General features: G+C 68.6%; 15 protein-coding genes. 4 read left to right on the top strand and 11 right to left on the bottom strand.

What is annotated here, in order from left to right; genetic code table 11:
* Nucleotides 1-111: 111 nt before the first annotated feature.
* Nucleotides 112-2,910, top strand: coding sequence for an XrtA/PEP-CTERM system TPR-repeat protein PrsT (prsT, locus tag BM214_RS00660; protein WP_090483274.1), 2,799 nt, complete (start codon nt 112-114; stop codon nt 2,908-2,910).
* 61 nt (nt 2,911-2,971) lie between these two features.
* Here the strand turns inward: prsT and fis are convergent, their stop codons facing one another.
* The 11 genes from fis to BM214_RS00605 all read right to left on the bottom strand — a co-directional run bounded on the left by fis (nt 2,972) and on the right by BM214_RS00605 (nt 11,850).
* Entirely contained in the window at nt 2,972-3,244 is a 273-nt protein-coding gene (fis, locus tag BM214_RS00655; protein ID WP_090483273.1) for a DNA-binding transcriptional regulator Fis, read from the bottom strand.
* Nucleotides 3,241-4,227 carry a tRNA dihydrouridine synthase DusB gene (gene dusB, locus BM214_RS00650; protein WP_090483272.1) on the bottom strand — a complete coding sequence of 329 codons (987 nt, stop codon included), beginning with the start codon at nt 4,225-4,227 and terminating at the stop codon, nt 3,241-3,243. Before dusB ends, fis begins: the two co-directional genes overlap by 4 nt.
* A gap of 60 nt (nt 4,228-4,287) precedes the next feature.
* Entirely contained in the window at nt 4,288-4,947 is a 660-nt protein-coding gene (locus tag BM214_RS00645) for a DUF3426 domain-containing protein (RefSeq protein ID WP_090483271.1), read from the bottom strand.
* A 79-nt stretch (nt 4,948-5,026) separates the two neighbouring features.
* Entirely contained in the window at nt 5,027-5,911 is an 885-nt protein-coding gene (prmA, locus tag BM214_RS00640; protein ID WP_090483270.1) for a 50S ribosomal protein L11 methyltransferase, read from the bottom strand.
* Nucleotides 5,912-5,940: 29 nt separating this feature from the next.
* Nucleotides 5,941-7,287 (bottom strand): acetyl-CoA carboxylase biotin carboxylase subunit, encoded by a 1,347-nt coding sequence (gene accC, locus BM214_RS00635; RefSeq protein WP_090483269.1) that lies wholly within the window; start codon nt 7,285-7,287, stop codon nt 5,941-5,943.
* Nucleotides 7,288-7,300: 13 nt separating this feature from the next.
* Nucleotides 7,301-7,777, bottom strand: a complete 477-nt coding sequence (gene accB / locus BM214_RS00630) for an acetyl-CoA carboxylase biotin carboxyl carrier protein (RefSeq protein ID WP_090483268.1) — start codon at nt 7,775-7,777, stop codon at nt 7,301-7,303.
* Nucleotides 7,778-7,782: 5 nt separating this feature from the next.
* Nucleotides 7,783-8,226: a type II 3-dehydroquinate dehydratase gene (aroQ, locus tag BM214_RS00625; RefSeq protein WP_090483267.1), complete on the bottom strand. Its 444-nt coding sequence runs from the start codon at nt 8,224-8,226 to the stop codon at nt 7,783-7,785.
* A gap of 233 nt (nt 8,227-8,459) precedes the next feature.
* Nucleotides 8,460-8,975, bottom strand: a complete 516-nt coding sequence (locus BM214_RS00620; RefSeq protein WP_090483266.1) for a TlpA family protein disulfide reductase — start codon at nt 8,973-8,975, stop codon at nt 8,460-8,462.
* 34 nt (nt 8,976-9,009) lie between these two features.
* Nucleotides 9,010-10,836: a protein-disulfide reductase DsbD gene (locus BM214_RS00615; RefSeq protein WP_090483265.1), complete on the bottom strand. Its 1,827-nt coding sequence runs from the start codon at nt 10,834-10,836 to the stop codon at nt 9,010-9,012.
* A gap of 59 nt (nt 10,837-10,895) precedes the next feature.
* A complete protein-coding gene (gene cutA, locus BM214_RS00610) occupies nt 10,896-11,216 on the bottom strand; it encodes a divalent-cation tolerance protein CutA (RefSeq protein ID WP_090483264.1) in 321 nt (106 codons plus the stop codon).
* An 82-nt stretch (nt 11,217-11,298) separates the two neighbouring features.
* Nucleotides 11,299-11,850 (bottom strand): thioredoxin family protein, encoded by a 552-nt coding sequence (locus tag BM214_RS00605; RefSeq protein WP_090483263.1) that lies wholly within the window; start codon nt 11,848-11,850, stop codon nt 11,299-11,301.
* Between the two features lie 139 nt (nt 11,851-11,989).
* Between BM214_RS00605 and BM214_RS00600 the strand changes: the two genes are divergently transcribed.
* From BM214_RS00600 to groL, 3 genes are all read left to right on the top strand, one after another.
* Nucleotides 11,990-12,508: an FxsA family protein gene (locus BM214_RS00600; protein WP_090483262.1), complete on the top strand. Its 519-nt coding sequence runs from the start codon at nt 11,990-11,992 to the stop codon at nt 12,506-12,508.
* A 299-nt stretch (nt 12,509-12,807) separates the two neighbouring features.
* Complete coding sequence (gene groES, locus BM214_RS00595) at nt 12,808-13,098, top strand: co-chaperone GroES (RefSeq protein WP_090483261.1); 291 nt, start codon at nt 12,808-12,810, stop codon at nt 13,096-13,098.
* A gap of 55 nt (nt 13,099-13,153) precedes the next feature.
* On the top strand, nt 13,154-14,803 hold the full coding sequence (gene groL, locus BM214_RS00590) for a chaperonin GroEL (protein WP_090483260.1): 1,650 nt from the start codon (nt 13,154-13,156) through the stop codon (nt 14,801-14,803).
* The last annotated feature ends 203 nt before the right edge of the window (nt 14,804-15,006 follow it).

Here is a 15,006-nt window from a genome sequence, read left to right as displayed (position 1 = left end):
GTGATCCGGATGGATCCGGATTTCCGGACTACACTGGTCCTGCGGGGACCCGGGACGGGCTCGGGGCCTGGATGACCCGGGGACGGATCAGCGACATGCGAGGGCGTCATCATGGAACAGCAGCATCTCACCCGGCACGTGCGGCGGGTCTTGGCGGGCCTGGGAGTCTTGGGCGCGCTCTGGATGGCCGGCTGCGGTCAGGTCAGCTATACCGAGGAGGAGCGCCTGGAGCGCGCCCGAGACTTCCTGGAAAGCGGCGAGGTGCGCGCCGGCATTATCGAGTACCGCAACCTGTTGCAGGAGAACTCCGATCACGTCGAGGCGCGCTGGGAATTGGGGCGGGCGCACCTGGAGCGGGGTGAACCCCGGGCCGCCCTGGCGGAGTTCGAAAAGGCCCGTGCCTTGGGCTGGGATGATCCCGATGCCTTGCTTTACATGGCTCGAGCTCACCTGCTGCTGGGTGAATTCCGCGAGGCGCGCGCGATGCTGGAGGCCCGGGAGGCCGGGGTTTTCGAGGATCCGCAGGCGTTTCATCTGTTGCTGGCCCGTGCCCATGTGGGGATGAACGATCTGGAAGCGGCCACCGTGGAACTGGACGCGGCGCTGGCATTGGATCCCGATGATGCCGCGGCCCTGACCACCCTGGCCCAAGTGCATGCCTTGCGGGGAGAGCTCGACCGTGCCAAGGCGCGACTGGCCGAGGCCCTGGCAGTGGATTCGGGGCATGCACCGGCCTGGTCCCTCTTCGGCGATCTGCATCGCAGTGAGGGGGACCTGGAGGCGGCCGAGGCGGCCTATACCCGGGTGACCGAGACGGCGCCCAATCCCTACACGGGATATTTCCGTCGTGCCCTCACCCGCATGGCGCGGGAGTCCTGGGATGGGGCGACGGAAGACCTGGAGGTCCTGAAGGAACTGGGGCCGGAATTGCCAGCCACCGCCTATGTGGAGGGTCTGATACGTTTCCACGAGCGGGACTACGAGGCGGCGGTGAGCGCCCTGGAAGAGGCCCTGCGGGGAAATCCGGGGTACCTGCCGGCCCGTTTCTTCCTGGGGACCAGCCACTTCGCCCTGGGCAATCTGCAGCAGGCCGATGCCCATCTCACCCGTTATGTCCGGGGTAACCCGGAATCCGCAGCGGCCAATCGCCTGCTGGCCGCGGTGCGCATGCAGGGGGGGCAGGTGGAGGAAGCCGAGGCCTTGCTGCGACGCGTCCTGGCGGAGAACGAGGCGGACCGGCTCGCCCTGGAGTTGATGGCGGGGGTGCATGCTTCCCAGGGGGATATCCAGTCCAGCATCCAGCTGCTGCGCCGACGGGTGGAAGTGGATCCGGATTCGGTGCAGGCGCGGATGAACCTGGCGCGGGCGCTGCTGCAGGGGGAGGACCCCGCGGCCGGTCTGCGGGAGTTGGAGGCCCTCAGCGGGATGGCCCCCGAACTGGAGGACCTGAAGTGGGCGGGTGTGTTGCGTCTGCTGCAGGAGGGGCAGCATGAACAGGCCCTGTCCAGGGCGGATCGCATCATCGAAAAACACCCGGATTCCCCGGTGGCGCAGAACCTGCGTGCCGGTGCCCTGCTGGCCCTGGGGCGTACCGAGGAGGCCGTCGCCGCCCTGGAGGAGGCCCTTCGGCTGGATCCGGGCAACACCACGGCTACACGCAACCTGGCGGTGCTGAAGCTGCGCACGCAAGGGGCGGATTCGGCCCGCAAGGTTCTAGAATCGGGTCTGGAGGCCGCCCCTGAGGACCCGCGCCTGCTGATGTTCATGGCGGAGTTCGAGGTGGAACAGGGGGAACCGGCAGAGGCGGGGCAGTATCTGCAGCGGGCCATGGAGGCCGCGCCCCAGGCCCTGGAGCCACGCATCGTCCTGGCTCGTTATCGCCTGTTGGCGGGTGAGCCGGCAAAGGCCCTGGAGGTGCTGGAAGGGGCCCCTGAGGGCAGCGAGGACAACGTTGCCCTGCTGGAGGTGCGGGCCATGGCCCAACTGGCCGAGGGACAGGTGGACCAGGGCATCACCACGCTGCGCCGGCTGGCTGAACTGCGGCCGGATTCACCCGAAGTGCATTTCCGTCTGGGCCGTGCCCAGGTGCAGGCGGAGCGTCCCCGCGAGGCACGCAGCGCCCTGGAACGGGCGCTGGAACTGGACGGGGAGCACCCGGGCGCGCTGCTTGCACTGGCCCGGCTGGAGCGCCGCGAGGGCCGGGAGGACGAGGCCCTGGAACTGGCGCGGCGTATGCAGAAGCTGGAGGCCATACGTGCGCAGGGTCATCTCCTGGAAGGGGATATTCTGGCCACCCGCAAGGACTACGCCGAGGCGGTACAGGCCTATGAGGCCTCCTATCGGGCTCGGGTCACCGACGAGTCGGCCATGAAGCGCTTCGAGGCCCTGCGCCGCATGGGTGAGGAGACGGCCGCTCGGGAATGGATGCGGAAACATTTGGCGAACCATCCCGAGGATCACCGCTCCCGTCTGGTGCTGGCGACCAGCCTGCTGGAGGCCGGGGATGTGGCGGCCGCGAAGAAGGACTATGAGATCCTGGTGGAGCGCTTTCCAGAGGATGCGATGGTGCTGAACAACCTTGCGTACATCTATCAGCGCGAGGGGGATGCCCGTTCCCTGGAGATGGCCGAGCGGGCGCACCGGCTGCAACCCGAGGATCCCCAGATCAAGGACACCCTGGGCATGGCCCTGCTGGATCACGGCGATCCGGAACGGGGGCTGGAACTGATCCGGGAGGCCCGAGAGACCCTGCCCGATACGGCCGTGATGGACTACCACTATGCCCAGGCCCTGGAACGGAACGGGCAGCGGGATGAAGCCGTATCGGTGTTGCGCGAGTTGCTGGCCGGTGCAGAGGACTTTCCCCAGCGGCAACAGGTCCAGGCGATGCTCGAGCGACTGGGTTCGTGAGCACGCCGTTTCCCAGCCGCTGCCCGGGGCCTGCCCCGTGGCGCGGCGGGTCTGAGCCCGCTCAGCCCAGATCGTACTGGCGCAGTTTCTTGCGCAGCGTCCCCCGGTTGATCCCCAGGTACTGGGCGGCGCGGCTCTGGTTGCCGTTGCACTGCTGCAGGACGCATTCCAGCAGCGGCCGTTCCACCTCTTCCATCACCATGCGGTAGAGCCCGTCCGGTTCGTGGCCGTCCAGGCGGGTGAAGTAGTCCTCCAGGGCCTGGGCCACGGCGGCGGACAGGGTCTCGCGTTCCGCTGCGTCGCGGGGGCTGGGTCGGGGGGCTTCTCGGTTCATGCCGCGATGTCCTCGCCTGGGGGCAGGGTTTCGAAGTAGCGGGTGATCCGTTCCAGCTGGGTGGCGGGGTCCTCGGACTGCAGCAGGGCCCGGCGCATGGCCTCGGCGCCGGGACGGCCCTGCAGGTACCAGCCGATGTGCTTGCGCGCCACCTGCACCCCGGCCCGGGGGCCGTGGAGTCCGTACAGGGCCTGCAGGTGTTCCCGCACGATGGCCAGCACCGTCTCCGGCCCCGGTTCCGGCGGGATCTCCCCCGTCTCCAGGGCGCGGGCCATGCGCCTGAAGATCCAGGGCCGCCCCCGGGCGCCACGGCCCACCATGAGGGCGTCGGCGCCGGTGATGGCCCGCATGCGCAGGGCGTCCTTTGGGGTGAAGAGGTCGCCATTGGCGATCACCGGGATGGACACCGTCTCCCGCACCCGGGCGATGGCCTCCGCGTCCACCGGATCCTGGTAGCTGCAGGCGGCGGTGCGCCCGTGCACCGTCAGGGCCTGTACGCCGCAGTCCTGGGCGATGCGGGCGATGCCCGGGGCGTTGATGCGGCTCCGGTCCAGGCCCAGGCGGATCTTCAGGGTGACGGGCACGTGCACCGCCGCCACCACCGCCTCCAGGATGGCCCGCACCCGGGCCTCGTCCCCCAGCAGGGCGGCGCCGGCCGCCTTGCTCATGACCTTGCGCGCCGGGCAGCCCATGTTGAGGTCGATGATGCCGGCCCCCCGCTCCACGGCGGCGCGGGCGGCGGCGGCCATCATGGCCGGTTCGCGCCCTGTGATCTGTACGCTGCGGGGGTCGGGTTCCCCGCTCTGGTGCAGGCGCAGGCGGGATTTTGGGGTATGCCACAGGCGGGTGTCGGCGTGCACCATCTCGGACACCGCAAGGCCCGCCCCCTGGCGGCGGCAGATGCGGCGGAAGGGGAGATCACTGATGCCGGCCATGGGGGCCAGGATCAGCGGGGGGTCCACGGTGTGGGGGCCGATGCGCATGGGGGCGGTGCTTGGGGACGGGAGCGGGAGGCGGACATGATACCCATGGACCGGGCGCGCTTAAAGCCGTCCGCCGCCAAGGGGACCGGGCAGGAAACGGAACTCGAAGGCCGGGGCGTGGGCTCCGGGGTCCTGCACGGCAAGTGCCAGGGAGAACGACTCCCCCGGGGCCAGGGGCTGGCCGCTTGCCTCCCCCGGCCGGTAGTCGGCGGGGAAGAAGCGGCGGGCGGCCACCGGCCGGCCCTGCAGGTCGCTCAGGGTAAGTTCGATCACCGGGGCCGGCTGGGGGAAGGCGGCGGTGTTCTCCACCACGGCGGTCACCTCCAGGATCCCGGGGCGCTCCGGGAGGGCGCGGATGCGCCGCTGGGTCAGGCGCAGGGCCGCCAGGTCCCGGGGCGGCGGCAGGGCGCAGGGCAGGGGGCGGCACAGGGCCCGCACCCCGGGCTCCAGGGCGGGGATCGCCAGCAGGCGGTGGCGTTCATGGTAGAGGATCTGCCCTGCAAGCAGCAGGATCAGGGCCAGGCAGGCCAGGCCCCAGGCCAGGGTGGCGCCCGTTCCGGGCCGGGATGGGGGGGCCTCCAGTGCCTCCCGGAGGGCCCTGGGGAGCGGGGCGTCGTGGGGTGGACCCGCTGGCGGAGGAGGGGCCGCCTCTTTGGGGCGGCTCTCGTCCCGTACGGGGAGGTGGGCGGGGTCCCGATGGGGTGCAGTGGCTGGATCCATGACGGTCGGGTCCCCCGTGGCAGGTCCGGGTATGGCGGTGGCGGGGCGAAGCGGTCCTTCTTTCGGGGCCGGCCTGCCCTCAGGTCGCTGCCCGTCGCCTGCCCTCCAGGAGGCTCCATCCCTCCTGCTGGTCGGCCACGCCCATGTGGAACCAGGGATCGTAGGTGGAAAGGAGTTCCTCCGCCTGGCGGTCCAGGAGCCCGGCCAGGAGGATGCGCCCGCCCGGCCTCGTGCGCCCCGCCAGGGCGGGGGCCAGGGCCATCAGGGGGCTGGCGAGGATATTGGCCAGGGTCAGGTCGAATGCCGCTCCCTCGGGGAGCCCCTCCGGCTGGTCCAGGTCCAGCTGCCCGGCGGGGATGTGGTTGCGCTCGGCGTTCTCCCGGGTGGCGGTCACGGCCTGGGGATCGATGTCCACGGCCCAGGCGTGACGCGCCCCCAGCTTGAGGGCGCCGATGGCCAGGATGCCGGAGCCGCAGCCGTAGTCCAGCACCTCCAGCCCGGCGGGGGGATGGGCGTCCAGCCAGCGCAGGCACATGGCCGTGGTGGGGTGGGTGCCGGTGCCGAAGGCCAGCCCCGGGTCCAGGCGGATGTTCACGGCGTCACTTTGCGGCGCCTCGTGCCAGGTGGGCACGATCCACAGGCGCTCGCCGAAGCGGATGGGATGGAAGTCATCCATGCAGGCCCGGACCCAGTCACGGTCCGGCAGGGCCTCGTGGCGCAGGTGCTCCGCGGGGATGTCCAGCTGCGCCGCCAGGGCGCCGGTCACCGCGCCGATGTCCGTCTCCCGCGGGAAGAGCCCGATCACCCACAGTTCGGGCCACAGGGGTTCCTCCCCGGGCAGGGGTTCCAGCAGGGGGACGTCGCCGGCGTCCTGCAGCATCACCGACAGGGCCCCGTGCTCCAGCAGGGCGTCTTCCACCATCCCGGAGCGGTCGGCGGTGGCGGGCAGGGTGATCTGGATCATGGGAGGTCTCCGCCGGCTCGGGCCGGGGTTCAGCCGTGGGCCTTGAGGCGTTTTTCCAGGTAGTGGATGTCGGTGCCGCCCCGCCGGAAGGCGGTGTCGCCGATCAGGTCCCGCTGCAGCGGGACATTGGTCTTGATGCCCTCGATGACGATCTCCGACAGGGCGCCGCCCATGCGCGCCAGGGCGATGTCCCGGGTGGCGCCGAAGCTGATGAGCTTGCCGATCATGGAGTCGTAGTGGGGCGGGACCTTGTAGCCGTTGTAGATGTGGGTGTCCACACGGATACCGGGGCCGCCGGGGGCATGATACTGGCTGATGGTGCCGGGGGAGGGCATGAAGGTGGCCGGGTCTTCGGCGTTGAGGCGGCACTCGATGGCGTGGCCGCGGATCTCCACGTCCTCCTGGCGGATGCTCAGGGGCTGGCCGGCGGCCACCAGGATCTGCTCGCGCACGATGTCCAGGCCGGTGACCATCTCCGTCACCGGGTGCTCCACCTGCACGCGGGTGTTCATCTCGATGAAGAAGAACTCGCCGTCCTCGTAGAGGAATTCGAAGGTGCCGGCGCCGCGGTAGCCGATACGGCGGCAGGCCTCGGCGCAGCGGGCGCCGATGCGCTGGCGTTCCTCCTCGGTGATCCCCGGGGCCGGGGCCTCTTCGATCACCTTCTGGTGGCGGCGCTGCATGGAGCAGTCCCGTTCCCCCAGGCTGACGGCATTGCCGTGCTCGTCGGCGATGACCTGGAACTCCACGTGGCGGGGTTTCTCCAGGTATTTTTCCATGTAGACCGTGGGGTTGTTGAAGGCGGAGGCGGCCTCGTTGCGGGTGAGGGAGATGGCGTTGATCAGGGCGCCCTCGGAATGGACCACACGCATGCCGCGGCCCCCGCCGCCGCCCGCGGCCTTGATGATGACCGGATACCCGATCTCCCGGGCCAGGGCCAGGTTGGCCTCCGCGTCGTCCCCCAGGGGGCCGCCGGAACCGGGCACGCAGGGCACCCCCGCTTCCATCATGGCCTTCTTCGCCGAGACCTTGTCCCCCATGAGGCGGATGGTCTCGGCGCGGGGGCCGATGAAGACGAAGCCGCTGGACTCCACCCGCTCGGCGAAGTCGGCGTTCTCCGAGAGGAAGCCGTAGCCGGGATGGATGGCCTCGGCGTCGGTGACCTCCGCGGCGCTGATGAGGGCCGGGATGTTCAGGTAGCTGTCCGTGGAACGGGCGGGGCCGATGCACACCGACTCATCCGCCAGGCGCACGTGCTTGAGGTCCCGGTCCACGTCCGAGTGGACGGCCACGGTCTTGATGCCCATCTCCCGGCAGGCCCGGAGGATGCGCAGGGCGATCTCGCCGCGGTTGGCAATCAGTATCTTGTCGAACATGGCTCGCTGGGCCTCACTCGATGATGAACATGGGCTCGCCGTATTCCACCGGCTGCCCGTTCTCCACCAGGATCGCCTTGATCACCCCGGCCTTGTCCGCCTCGATCTGGTTGAGCATCTTCATGGCCTCGATGATGCATAGGGTGTCCCCCACCTCCACCTTCTGGCCTTCCTCGACGAAGGGCTTGGAGCTCGGAGAGGGGGCGCGATAGAAGGTCCCCACCATGGGCGCGGTCACCTGATGGCCGGAGGGGATGCCGGCATCCTCCTCCCCAGAGTCCGCCGCTGCCGCATCGGCGGCCGCCGCCGGGGGCGGCTGGGTGGGGTTGCCGGGGGCCATAAAGGTCTGGGGCATCATGAAGGCCTGTCCGCCACCCCCCTGGGCCGCCCGGGTGATGCGCACCGACTCCTCGCCCTCCTGGATCTCGATCTCGTTGATCCCGGATTCTTCCAGCAGTTCGATGAGTTTCTTGATCTTTCTGATATCCATGGTGCTCAGCTCAGGGTTGTCTGATGGATCGCCGCTTGCAGCGCCAGGGTGTAGCCGTAGGGGCCGAGGCCGATGATCACGCCGGCGGCCACGTCCGAGAGATAGGAGCGGTGCCTGAAGCGTTCGCGGGCGAAGGTGTTGGACAGGTGCACCTCGAAGAAGGGGATGCGCACCGCCAGCAGGGCGTCGCGCAGGGCCACGCTGGTGTGGGTGAGGCCGCCGGGGTTGATGAGGATGGACTCCATCCCCTCTTCCCGGGCCGCGTGGATGCGGTCGATGAGGGCGTGCTCGGCGTTGGACTGGAAGGCCTCCAGGTGGTGGCCCTGCTCCTGGGCCAGCTGCTGGAGCGCCGCGACGATCCCGTCCAGTCCCTGGTGGCCGTACACGCCGGGCTCGCGGATACCCAGGAGATTCAGATTGGGGCCGTTGAGCAGGAGGAATCGGGCCATGGGCGCTCGCACACTGGGACATTGCCGAAGGAGGGGCCGCCCCGGCAGGACACGTCGGCGCGTGCATCGCGCGGATGAACGGGAACCTCCCCCAAGAGGTGGGCGGGATTGTGCCTCAAGCGCCGGGCAGTGTCCAGCGCACCAGGGATGTTTCCCGGGTTTTTAAGGGAGTTTGCCGCATATTCCCAAAAATTTGTGACGGAATAGGGGCAATCCCGAGTGTGCCGGTAGGTTCAGAGCAGGGGGGCCAACTCCCGTTCCAGGGTCTCGCGATGCAGGCGGCCCACATGGATATACCGCACCTTGCCCTCCCGGTCCAGCAGGACGCTGTAGGGCAGGCTGCCGTAGGGGTTGCCATAGGCCCGGGCCACCTCACCGGCCCGCTCCTCGCCACCCACCAGCACGGGGAAGTTGATGCCCTGGTCCCGGGCGAATGCCGCCGCCGCCTGGGGATCGTCCAGGGCCACGCCGACGATGGTCAACCCGGCGTCCCCATGGGCCGACTGCATCTCCACGAACAGGGGGATCTCCTTGCGGCAGGGCGGGCACCAGGTGGCCCAGAAGTTCACCAGCACCACGCGCCCGTCCCACTCCCCGATGCGGCGGGGGTTGCCCTCCAGATCCGGCAGGGTGAAGGCGGGGGCCTGTGCCCCTTGCATCCCCTGGCCGGCGAGGGGGGCGGCCCCGGACGGTGCGATGCACAGGGCGGCCAGGAGCAGGGGAAGGAGACGGATGGCGCGTGTGGGCATGGGGGGTCCGTGCTGGGGGAATGGGGGCGTGGGTTCAGCCGGGTTCGCGGGTGGGGCCCAGGGCGGCCTGTATATGCTCCAGGAAGGCCTCGGCATCCTTGTACCCCACGAGGCGATGATGGCCCCGCTCCTCGCCGCGGGCATTGAAAAAGATCATGGCGGGGGGGCCAAAGAGGTCGAAGGAACGCATGAGTTCCCGGTGTCCCCGGGTCTGGTGGGTGACATCCGCCTTCAGCAGCCGTACCCCGGAGAGGGCCCGGATCACCTCCGGGTCCCGCAGGGTGGTGCGTTCCATGTGGGTGCATTCCACGCACCAGTCGGCGTAGAAGTCCAGCAGCACCGGCTGCCCCGCTGCCCGGGCATCCGCCAGGGCCTGTTCCAGCTCCTTCGGGTCATTCACGGCCTGGAACCGCAGTTCCGTCCCCTGCCGGTCCCCCTGGTCCGCGGCGGTGAGGCCCTCCAGGGGATGGAAGGGGTCCCGGGCGCCGGAGGCGGCCCCCACCAGGAGGAGGATGCCGTAGACCAGGATCACCAGGCCGAACCCCTTCCACAGGGCCCGCCAGCCGCGGTTTTCCTCGGGGAGGGGGCTCGCGGCCCCCATGTAGACCCCGCTGACCATGAGCAGGGCGGCCCAGAGGAAGAGGGTGAGCGATGCCGGGGCCACCCGTTCCAGCAGCCAGATGGCCATGGCCAGCAGCAGCACACCGAAGACGGCCTTGACCGTGTCCATCCAGGCCCCGGCCCGGGGCAGCAGGCTGCCGGCGGAGGTGCCCAGGATCAGCAGCGGCAGACCCATCCCCAGGCTCAGGCTGAACAGGGCCAGTCCGCCCAGTACGGCGTCGCCGGTCTGGCTGATGTAGAGAAGGGCCCCCACCAGGGGGGCGGTGACGCAGGGACCCACGATGAGGGCCGAGAGGAATCCCATGACGGCGGCCCCCACCAGGGTTCCCCCCTGCTGGCGGTTGGAGAGGGCGGACAGCCGGGTCTGCAGCGCCGCGGGCATCTGCAGGTCGTAGAAGCCGAACATGGAGAGGGCCAGGGCGATGAAGATGATCACGAAGCCGCCGATGACCCAGGGGTTTTGCAAGGCGGCCTGCAGGTTGGCGCCCGCCAGGCCCGCAAAGACCCCGGCCACGGTGTAGGTAACCGCCATGGCCAGCACGAAGGCCAGGGAGATGGTGAAGGCCTTGCGCGGGGTGAGCGACTTCTGTCCCAGGATGATGTTGGACAGGATGGGGATCATGGGGAAGACGCAGGGGGTGAAGGTGAGCAGCAGGCCGAAGCCGAAGAAGGCCAGCAGCACCAGCCACAGGTTCCCCTGGGCCAGTTGGGCCGCGATGCGGTCCTGCTCCGTGGCGGGGGTGGGGCGCGCGCCCTGTTCCGGCGTGGCGGGATCCCCTTGCGTTGCGCCGCCCGCCTGGGTCGGGGGGGCGCCCAGGTCCACGGAGACGGTGCGCTCCTGAGGTGGATAACAGACCCCCGCGTCCGCGCAGCCCTGGGCCCGCAGCGTCAGTTCCAGGGTATCCGGGGCGTCGGCGTCCCGGGACAGGGGCAGGACGATGTCCAGTTCCCCGCGGTAGGTCTCCACCTCACCGAAGAACTCATCCTCCTTGATCTTTCCTTCTGGGCGGCGGGGTTCCCCCAGCTCGATGCCGGGGGTCTTGGAGGTGAATTCCAATGAATGCCCGTAGAGATAATAGCCATCGGCGATCTCCCAATGGGCGATTACGGTGTCGTCCTCACCGGGTTGTACCTCCACGGCGAAGGCCTGCTCCGGGGGCAGCAGGTCATCGGCCGCCGCCACCACCGGCAGGCTCAGGGCCAGCAGGTACAACAGGGCCGTCAGGGCCATCCGGGCCATCCGGGCCGGGATCGGGGCCGGGGGGATGATCCGTTTCCTTGGCAGTTGGGGCAGTCGGGTCATGGGCGTGTGGTGTCCTCTATCCAGTGCAGGTAGCCCTCGAGGCCATGGGTGATGGGGACCGCGATGATCTCCGGGAGTTCATAGGGGTGCTCCTCCCGCAGGCCCTCCTGCAGGGCCTCGTAGCACTCCGCCCGGGACTTGATGAGCAGGACGTGCTCCGCATCCTCCTGGATCTCCCCCTCCCAGGCATACACGGAGGTGGCCGCCGGCAGGATGGTGACGCACGCGGCCAGTTGCCGTTCCACCAACAGGGCGGCGATCTCCCGGGCGCGGGCCTCATCGTCCAGGGTGGTGATGATCAGCAGCGGTTCACTCATGGCGTTTCTCCTCGGGGGTGGGGTGGCGTCATGGTGCACCGCCCCGGGGGGCGGCTCAAGCCATGGCGCAGGCCCCGGAGGGTTACTCGACTTCCTTCAGGAAGGCCTCCAGGGATTGGTCCCGGTAGTGGCCTTCGGCCACGTAGCGCCCCAGTTTCAGGAAGGGTCCGGGGCCGTCGGTGGTGCCGGTGTGGCGGGCGATGGGTTCACCCTCCAGGTCGAAGAACAGGAACACGGGGGTGACGTGCACCCCGTGGGCCGCGGCCCACTCCCGCTCGGTGGTGGTCCGGCCCTGGAAGTCGGTGATCTCCAGGGCCCCTTCCACGTCGACGGCGAAGCTGGCGAAATGGGTGTTGTAGTAGTCCTGCACCTCGGGGCGGTTCAGCACCTCCTCCTTCATGTACCGGCAGTAGGGGCAGCCGTCCATCTCGAAGAAGATCATGACGGCCTTCTTGTCCTCCTCCCGGGCCATGGCCAGCTCCTCCTGGAAATCCCCGAAGGTCATGCCAAAGAGGTGTTTGTAGGGATCCCGCTCCTGGGCCGGGGCCTGCAGGGGCAGGGCCGTGGCCAGCAGCAGGAGCAGCAGGGCGGGCAGCCGGGTGAGGCGGTTGTGTCGGCCAGGGGAAGGGATCATGTCGGGTCCTCCGCTTTGGTTTGATATTTCTCAAGGGTATAACACCATAACCGAATACGGATTTCCAGGCCCCGCCCGCGGTTTACGGCCTTGCCCCGGCGCTGTTATAAGGGTGAAAAATCCGAGGTAACGCATCGTCATGCCCATCTTCCCGCTGCTGCTGATCCTGTTCTTCACCATCCCCCTGGTGGAGATCTACATCCTGATCCGGGTGGGCGGGGTCATCGGGGTGTGGCCCACCGTGGGGCTGGTGGTGTTCACCGCCGTGCTCGGGGCCTTCCTGCTCCGGCGCCAGGGCCTGGCCACCCTGACCCGCATGCAGCGCAGCCTGGACCAGGGGCAGCTGCCGGCCACGGAGCTGGTGGAAGGGGTCTTCCTGGTGTTCGGCGGCGCCCTGCTGCTCACCCCCGGTTTCTTCACCGATGCCCTGGGCTTTGCCTGCCTGATCCCCGCCACCCGCCGTATCATGGCCCGCTGGCTCATGAGCAAGGGGGTGTTCGTGGCCCGCGGTCATGTGCACCAGGCCTACACCCGCCGTAGGGGCCCGTATCCGGGGGGGGATCCGGGCCATACCATCGAAGGGGAGTGGGAGCGAGAACCCGACTCCCGGGATTCCGTGGCGCCGCCCCGGGACGACGAGGACGAGCGTCGCGGCTGATCCTCCCGTTTCTCGGGCCCGGCAGGGGCGCCCCCGGCCCCGTTGCCCCTCCCGTTCATTCCGGTTCCTGGCCCGCCCCTGGTGCACCCCGGGGCAGGGCCCGTCTCCCGCCTGCGTATCCGTTGCCCCCCGGGCCTGAAGGGCCCTGCCCGTTTGCGTCCGCTTTTCGTCCGCCCCCCCTTGACATCCCGCAGGCCGTTACTATCATTGGCACTCACCAACGGGGAGTGCTAACAGCGCCCCGGGGATCCGCAGACCCTCAAATCGTCCAAACGACAACTCTCAAGGAGTCAAGGCCCATGAATATCCGTCCGTTGCATGATCGGGTGATCATCAAGCGCATGGAAGAGGAACGCACCACCCCCGGTGGCATCGTGATCCCCGACACCGCGGCCGAGAAGCCCATCCGTGGCGAGGTGATGGCCGTCGGCAATGGCAAGATCCTGGAGAACGGCGAGGTCCGTGCCCTGGACCTGAAGGTGGGTGACAAGGTCATCTTCGGCAAGTATTCCGGCACCGAGGTGAAGGTGGACGGCGAAGACCTCCTCGTCATGCGCGAGGAAGATGTGATGGCCGTCATCGAGGGCTGATCCACCGGCCGCCCCCTTTACACACCGAATTCAAGATCGAGAGGAATCAGCAAGCATGAGCGCGAAAGAAGTCCGCTTTGGTGACGACGCCCGCAGCCGTATGGTGCGCGGTGTGAACATCCTGGCCAACGCCGTGAAGGTGACCCTGGGGCCCAAGGGCCGCAATGTGGTCCTGGAGAAGTCCTTCGGCGCCCCCACCGTGACCAAGGACGGCGTGTCCGTGGCCAAGGAGATCGAACTGGAGGAGAAGTTCGAGAACATGGGCGCCCAGATGGTGAAGGAGGTCTCCTCCCAGACCTCCGACGTGGCCGGTGACGGCACCACCACCGCCACCGTGCTGGCCCAGGCCATCGTGCGCGAGGGCATGAAGGCGGTGACCGCCGGCATGAACCCCATGGACCTCAAGCGCGGCATCGACAAGGCCGTAATCACCGCCGTGGACGAGCTGGCCAAGCTCTCCAAGCCCTGCACCGACAGCAAGGCCATCGCCCAGGTGGGCACCATCTCCGCCAACTCCGACGAGTCCGTGGGTGAGATCATCGCCCAGGCCATGGAGAAGGTGGGCAAGGAAGGGGTCATCACCGTGGAAGAAGGCTCCTCCCTGGAGAACACCCTGGAAGTGGTGGAAGGGATGCAGTTCGACCGCGGCTACCTCTCCCCCTACTTCGTCAACAACCAGCAGAACATGGCCGCGGAGCTGGACGACTGCTTCGTGCTGCTGTACGACAAGAAGATCTCCAACATCCGTGAATTGCTGCCCGTGCTGGAAGGCGTGGCCAAGTCCGGCAAGCCCCTGCTGATCATCGCCGAGGACATCGAGGGCGAGGCCCTGGCCACCCTGGTGGTGAACTCCATCCGCGGTATCGTCAAGGTGGCCGCCGTGAAGGCCCCCGGCTTCGGCGATCGCCGCAAGGCCATGCTGCAGGATATCGCCATCCTCACCGGTGGCCAGGTCATCTCCGAGGAGGTGGGCATGTCCCTGGAGAAGGCCACCGTGGACGACCTGGGTCAGGCCAAGCGCATCGTGGTCACCAAGGAGAACACCACCATCATCGACGGTGCCGGCAAGCACGACGAGATCAAGGAGCGCATTGAGCAGATCCGCGCCCAGATGGAGGACGCCACCTCCGACTACGACAAGGAGAAGCTGCAGGAGCGCGTGGCCAAGCTGGCCGGTGGTGTCGGCGTCATCAAGGTGGGTGCCGCCACCGAGGTGGAGATGAAGGAGAAGAAGGCCCGCGTGGAAGACGCCCTGCACGCCACCCGCGCCGCGGTGGAAGAGGGCGTGGTGCCCGGCGGCGGTGTGGCCCTGGTGCGCGCCCTGGAGACCATGGGCGAGGTGAAGGGGGTCAACCACGACCAGCAGATGGGCATCAACATCGCCCGCCTGGCCATGGAAGAACCCCTGCGCCAGATCGTGGCCAACTGCGGCGACGAGCCCGCCGTGATCATGAACAAGGTGCGCGAACTCAAGGGCAACCAGGGCTACAACGCCGCCACCGGTGAGTTCGGCGACATGATCGAGATGGGCATCCTGGATCCCACCAAGGTGACCCGTACGGCGCTGCAGAACGCCGCCTCCGTGGCCGGTCTGATCATCACCACCGAGGCCATGGTGGCCGAACTGCCGAAGAAGGAAGAGCCCGCCGCCGGTGCCGGCGATATGGGCGGTATGGGTGGCATGGGCGGTATGGGCATGATGTAAGCCCATCCCCCATTCTGTACCCCAAGCGGCCCTAAGGCCGTCGCGAAGCCCCGCCCCGTGCGGGGCTTCGTCGTTGTATGCCCCGGGTTGCCCCGCGCCCATGGCCGACAGCGGGCCCGCAATGCTCTATCCTCTAGGGCAAAGGCCCCTGGCTGTGGGTGGTCTCGCGACGCGGGTATGGGGCCATGCCGGCCGGTTCCGCC

The sequence above is a fragment of the Ectothiorhodospira mobilis genome (assembly GCF_900114895.1).
GTDB lineage: Bacteria > Pseudomonadota > Gammaproteobacteria > Ectothiorhodospirales > Ectothiorhodospiraceae > Ectothiorhodospira > Ectothiorhodospira mobilis_A.
Note: the sequence above shows the minus strand (reverse complement) of the source record. Positions and strands in the feature narration are given on the sequence as shown.

What these genes read in the sequence shown, in the direction of transcription:
- prmA (WP_090483270.1), bottom strand. Translation starts at nt 5,911, where the DNA reads ATGATCCAGATCACCCTGCCCGCCACCGCCGACCGCTCCGGGATGGTG.
- cutA (WP_090483264.1), bottom strand. Translation starts at nt 11,216, where the DNA reads ATGAGTGAACCGCTGCTGATCATCACCACCCTGGACGATGAGGCCCGC.
- BM214_RS00605 (WP_090483263.1), bottom strand. Translation starts at nt 11,850, where the DNA reads ATGATCCCTTCCCCTGGCCGACACAACCGCCTCACCCGGCTGCCCGCC.
- fis (WP_090483273.1), bottom strand. Translation starts at nt 3,244, where the DNA reads ATGAACCGAGAAGCCCCCCGACCCAGCCCCCGCGACGCAGCGGAACGC.
- aroQ (WP_090483267.1), bottom strand. Translation starts at nt 8,226, where the DNA reads ATGGCCCGATTCCTCCTGCTCAACGGCCCCAATCTGAATCTCCTGGGT.
- accC (WP_090483269.1), bottom strand. Translation starts at nt 7,287, where the DNA reads ATGTTCGACAAGATACTGATTGCCAACCGCGGCGAGATCGCCCTGCGC.
- groL (WP_090483260.1), top strand. Translation starts at nt 13,154, where the DNA reads ATGAGCGCGAAAGAAGTCCGCTTTGGTGACGACGCCCGCAGCCGTATG.
- BM214_RS00615 (WP_090483265.1), bottom strand. Translation starts at nt 10,836, where the DNA reads ATGGCCCGGATGGCCCTGACGGCCCTGTTGTACCTGCTGGCCCTGAGC.
- dusB (WP_090483272.1), bottom strand. Translation starts at nt 4,227, where the DNA reads ATGCGCATCGGCCCCCACACCGTGGACCCCCCGCTGATCCTGGCCCCC.
- BM214_RS00620 (WP_090483266.1), bottom strand. Translation starts at nt 8,975, where the DNA reads ATGCCCACACGCGCCATCCGTCTCCTTCCCCTGCTCCTGGCCGCCCTG.
- BM214_RS00600 (WP_090483262.1), top strand. Translation starts at nt 11,990, where the DNA reads ATGCCCATCTTCCCGCTGCTGCTGATCCTGTTCTTCACCATCCCCCTG.
- accB (WP_090483268.1), bottom strand. Translation starts at nt 7,777, where the DNA reads ATGGATATCAGAAAGATCAAGAAACTCATCGAACTGCTGGAAGAATCC.
- prsT (WP_090483274.1), top strand. Translation starts at nt 112, where the DNA reads ATGGAACAGCAGCATCTCACCCGGCACGTGCGGCGGGTCTTGGCGGGC.
- groES (WP_090483261.1), top strand. Translation starts at nt 12,808, where the DNA reads ATGAATATCCGTCCGTTGCATGATCGGGTGATCATCAAGCGCATGGAA.
- BM214_RS00645 (WP_090483271.1), bottom strand. Translation starts at nt 4,947, where the DNA reads ATGGATCCAGCCACTGCACCCCATCGGGACCCCGCCCACCTCCCCGTA.